This window comes from Mycobacterium sp. 852002-51152_SCH6134967 (genome assembly GCF_001667105.1).
Taxonomy (GTDB): domain Bacteria; phylum Actinomycetota; class Actinomycetes; order Mycobacteriales; family Mycobacteriaceae; genus Mycobacterium; species Mycobacterium neumannii_A.
This window is the reverse complement of sequence record NZ_LZIK01000057.1, coordinates 1-5,396: the sequence shown is the minus strand read 5'-3', so window position 1 is coordinate 5,396 and position 5,396 is coordinate 1. Positions and strand designations below refer to the sequence as shown.

The following is a 5,396-nucleotide window of genomic DNA, read 5'->3' as shown; positions in this document are numbered from 1 at the left end:
TAATTTGTGTTCGGCGGTGTCCTACTTTTCCGCCCGGGTGGGGCAGTATCATTGGCGCTGGCAGGCTTAGCTTCCGGGTTCGGGATGGGTCCGGGCGTTTCCCTGTCGCTATTGACCGCCGTAACTTTATTCACTTTGTAGTGTCCCAGTTGGTGTTGGGAAGGGTGTTTTGGTGGTGGGGTGTGTTTGCGTGGTTGATACGCGTGGGGTGTGGTTGCGAGTGTGTGTAAGTTTTCGGCCGGTTAGTGCCAGTTCCCTGAACCCATTGCTGGGTGTGTAGGTCTGGTCTATCGATCCCGTGGTCTGCGGGGGGCCTTATCCCACTGAAATGGGTGAGAAGCCTGGTCTTGGAGGGGGTTTCCCGCTTAGATGCTTTCAGCGGTTATCCTGTCCGAACGTGGCTATCCAGCGGTGCCCCTGGTGGGACAACTGGTGTACCAGAGGTTCGTCCGTCCCGGTCCTCTCGTACTAGGGACAGGTTTCCTCAAGCTTCTGACGCGCGCGGCGGATAGAGACCGAACTGTCTCACGACGTTCTAAACCCAGCTCGCGTGCCGCTTTAATGGGCGAACAGCCCAACCCTTGGGACCTGCTCCAGCCCCAGGATGCGACGAGCCGACATCGAGGTGCCAAACCATCCCGTCGATATGGACTCTTGGGGAAGATCAGCCTGTTATCCCCGGGGTACCTTTTATCCGTTGAGCGACACCCCTTCCACTCGGGGGTGCCGGATCACTAGTCCCGACTTTCGTCCCTGCTTGACGTGTAGGTCTCGCAGTCAAGCTCCCTTGTGCACTTACACTCAACACCTGATTGCCGTCCAGGTTGAGGGAACCTTTGGGCGCCTCCGTTACTTTTTAGGAGGCAACCGCCCCAGTTAAACTACCCGCCAGGCACTGTCCCTGAACCGGATAGACGGTTCGAGGTTAGAGGCCCAATACGATCAGAGTGGTATTTCAACAACGACTCCACCATCACTGGCGTGATGGCTTCACAGTCTCCCACCTATCCTACACAAACCGAATCGAGCACCAATACCAAGTTGTAGTGAAGGTCCCGGGGTCTTTTCGTCCTGCCGCGCGTAACGAGCATCTTTACTCGTAATGCAATTTCGCCGAGTCTATGGTTGAGACAGCTGAGAAGTCGTTACGCCATTCGTGCAGGTCGGAACTTACCCGACAAGGAATTTCGCTACCTTAGGATGGTTATAGTTACCACCGCCGTTTACTGGGGCTTAAATTCTCCGCTTCACCCTTGCGGGTTAACGGGTCCTCTTAACCTTCCAGCACCGGGCAGGCGTCAGTCCGTATACCTCGTCTTGCGACTTCGCACGGACCTGTGTTTTTAGTAAACAGTCGCTTCTCACTGGTTTGTGCCACCCCCTCCCGCTGCCGGCCGCGAAGGCCTTGACGGTGTGGGGGTCCCCCTTCTCCCGAAGTTACGGGGGCATTTTGCCGAGTTCCTTAACCATAGTTCACTCGTACGCCTTGGTATTCTCTACCTGACCACCTGTGTTGGTTTGGGGTACGGGCCGTGTATGCGCTCGCTAGAGGCTTTTCTCGACAGCATAGGATCACCGAATTCGCCTCACTCGGCTATGCATCACCTCTCAGGATATGTGAAACCCGGATTTGCCTAGGTTTCTCCCTACAGGTTTGCCCCAGTATTACCACTGACTGGTACGGCTACCTTCCTGCGTCACCCCATCGCTTGACTACTACCCACACGGGTCCCACGCAGCAGGTGACCCCCGCTCCCCGAAGGGATTGGTCGGCCACCGTTTGGGTGGTTAGCAGTATGGATTCGTCAGGGACGCTCATACACGGGTACGGGAATATCAACCCGTTGTCCATCGACTACGCCTGTCGGCCTCGCCTTAGGTCCCGACTCACCCTGGGCGGACTGGCCTGGCCCAGGAACCCTTGGTCTTCCGGCGGGCAAGGTTCTCACTTGCCTTATCGCTACTCATGCCTGCATTCTCACTCCCACACCCTCCACCACTGAATCACTTCGTGGCTTCACCGGATGCAGGACGCTCCCCTACCCAACAACACACTAGGTGTTGCTGCCGCGGCTTCGGCGGTGTGCTTGAGCCCCGCTACATTATCGGCGCACAATCACTTGACCAGTGAGCTATTACGCACTCTTTCAAGGGTGGCTGCTTCTAAGCCAACCTCCTGGTTGTCTTTGCGACTGCACATCCTTTTCCACTTAGCACACGCTTAGGGGCCTTAGCCGGCGATCTGGGCTGTTTCCCTCTCGACGCACGGAGCTTATCCCCCGCCGTCTCACTGCCACGCTTTGACTTGTCGGCATTCGGAGTTTGGCTGACGTCAGTAACCTAGTAGGGCCCATCGGCCATCCAGTAGCTCTACCTCCAACAAGAAACACGCAACGCTGCACCTAAATGCATTTCGGGGAGAACCAGCTATCACGGAGTTTGATTGGCCTTTCACCCCTACCCACAGCTCATCCCCTCAGTCTTCAACCTAAGTGGGTTCGGGCCTCCACGCGGTCTTACCCGCGCTTCACCCTGGCCATGGGTAGATCACTCCGCTTCGGGTCCAGAACACACCACTACACACGCCACTATTGACGTGATACGCCCTATTCAGACTCGCTTTCGCTGCGGCTACCCCACACGGGTTAACCTCGCGACATGTCCCTGACTCGCAGGCTCATTCTTCAAAAGGCACGCCATCACCCCACCACAAAGTGGAGGGCTTTGACGGATTGTAGGCACACGGTTTCAGGTACTCTTTCACTCCCCTCCCGGGGTACTTTTCACCATTCCCTCACGGTACTGATCCGCTATCGGTCACTGAGAAGTATTCAGGCTTACCGGGTGGTCCCGGCAGATTCACAGCAGATTCCACGGGCCCGCTGCTACTCGGGGATCCTGCGACAACAGGCAACAAGTTTTCGGTTACGGGGCTCTCACCCACTACGGCAGACCATCCCAGGCCACTTCACCTAACCCACTGCTTTATCACTGCTGCTATCCACGGCGGTAGATAGAACACAGGCCCCACAACACCGCACACACAACCCCCGCCGGGTATCACATGCACACGGTTTAGCCATCCTCCGCTTTCGCTCGCCACTACTCACGGAATCACAATTGTTTTCTCTTCCTACGGGTACTGAGATGTTTCACTTCCCCGCGTTCCCCCCCAACGCCTATATATTCAGCGTTGGGTGACACGACATCACTCGTGCCGGGTTTCCCCATTCGGACATCCTCGGATCCACGCTCGGTTGACAGCTCCCCGAGGCATAACGCAGCCTCCCACGTCCTTCATCGGCTCCCAGTGCCAAGGCATCCACCATGCGCCCTTAAACACTTACACACAAAACAGATCAAAAAAATATTCTCGGAAGAATAAAAATTGCATTATCACCGCAACAAACCACCCAACCCCCACCAACGAGGACCAAGCAATCCGCTGCGAGATGCTCGCAACCACTATCCACAAATCAAACACCACACCCCACCACCAAAGCAGGGCGACAACCACAGCCAACCCCCACACGGGGATCAACACCATCTCCGGTTTCCCACACTCGGGACAAAGAGATCGCGGGCTTGTTGTCTCAAAGCCCAATAGTGTGTCTGGCAATCCTTCACGCCCGGCTTTTCCCACCAGACGATCAACGTTTGTTGTGCACCGGCCGAACACCCACTACAGGCGCCGGCACTGATATCCCAACCGCAACCGATCCCACAGGCGCGGGGGCGGGGGAAAATGAATGGTGCTCCTTAGAAAGGAGGTGATCCAGCCGCACCTTCCGGTACGGCTACCTTGTTACGACTTCGTCCCAATCGCCGATCCCACCTTCGACGGCTCCCTCCCACAAGGGGTTAGGCCACCGGCTTCGGGTGTTACCGACTTTCATGACGTGACGGGCGGTGTGTACAAGGCCCGGGAACGTATTCACCGCAGCGTTGCTGATCTGCGATTACTAGCGACTCCGACTTCACGGGGTCGAGTTGCAGACCCCGATCCGAACTGAGACCGGCTTTGAAAGGATTCGCTCCACCTCACGGCATCGCAGCCCTTTGTACCGGCCATTGTAGCATGTGTGAAGCCCTGGACATAAGGGGCATGATGACTTGACGTCATCCCCACCTTCCTCCGAGTTGACCCCGGCAGTCTCTCACGAGTCCCCGCCATAACGCGCTGGCAACATGAGACAAGGGTTGCGCTCGTTGCGGGACTTAACCCAACATCTCACGACACGAGCTGACGACAGCCATGCACCACCTGCACACAGGCCACAAGGGAAACCACATCTCTGCAGTCGTCCTGTGCATGTCAAACCCAGGTAAGGTTCTTCGCGTTGCATCGAATTAATCCACATGCTCCGCCGCTTGTGCGGGCCCCCGTCAATTTCTTTGAGTTTTAGCCTTGCGGCCGTACTCCCCAGGCGGGGTACTTAATGCGTTAGCTACGGCACGGATCCCAAGGAAGGAAACCCACACCTAGTACCCACCGTTTACGGCGTGGACTACCAGGGTATCTAATCCTGTTCGCTCCCCACGCTTTCGCTCCTCAGCGTCAGTTACTGCCCAGAGACCCGCCTTCGCCACCGGTGTTCCTCCTGATATCTGCGCATTCCACCGCTACACCAGGAATTCCAGTCTCCCCTGCAGTACTCAAGTCTGCCCGTATCGCCCGCACGCCCACAGTTAAGCTGTGAGTTTTCACGGACAACGCGACAAACCACCTACGAGCTCTTTACGCCCAGTAATTCCGGACAACGCTCGGACCCTACGTATTACCGCGGCTGCTGGCACGTAGTTGGCCGGTCCTTCTTCTGTGCCTACCGTCACTTACGCTTCGTCGGCACTGAAAGAGGTTTACAACCCGAAGGCCGTCATCCCCCACGCGGCGTCGCTGCATCAGGCTTGCGCCCATTGTGCAATATTCCCCACTGCTGCCTCCCGTAGGAGTCTGGGCCGTATCTCAGTCCCAGTGTGGCCGGTCACCCTCTCAGGCCGGCTACCCGTCGTCGCCTTGGTAAGCCATAACCTCACCAACAAGCTGATAGGCCGCGGGCCCATCCCACACCGCAAAAGCTTTCCCCCACCAGGCCATGCGACCAGCAAGGTGTATTCGGTATTAGACCCAGTTTCCCAGGCTTATCCCAAAGTGCAGGGCAGATCACCCACGTGTTACTCACCCGTTCGCCACTCGAGCACCCCCAAAGGGGCCTTTCCGTTCGACTTGCATGTGTTAAGCACGCCGCCAGCGTTCGTCCTGAGCCAGAATCAAACTCTCCAAACAAAAAACGTTCAGAACAATCTGACCAAACAGACACCAAAAACTGGCATCAAAAAACACCACACCCACAAACGGGAAAACAGGGCATGGCAAAAAACAACAACAAACAAAA

3 rRNA genes are annotated in these 5,396 nt (G+C 56.6%); all 3 read right to left on the bottom strand.

Annotation, left to right across the window (positions count from 1 at the left end):
- Positions 1–8 precede the first annotated feature (8 nt).
- The 3 genes from rrf to A5790_RS16810 all read right to left on the bottom strand — a co-directional run bounded on the left by rrf (position 9) and on the right by A5790_RS16810 (position 5,287).
- Positions 9–123: ribosomal RNA gene (gene rrf / locus A5790_RS16820) — 5S ribosomal RNA — on the bottom strand.
- 99 nt (positions 124–222) lie between these two features.
- Positions 223–3,349 (bottom strand): 23S ribosomal RNA (locus A5790_RS16815).
- Between the two features lie 414 nt (positions 3,350–3,763).
- Positions 3,764–5,287: ribosomal RNA gene (locus A5790_RS16810) — 16S ribosomal RNA — on the bottom strand.
- The 16S, 23S and 5S rRNA genes sit together here, the layout of an rRNA operon.
- Positions 5,288–5,396 lie beyond the last annotated feature (109 nt).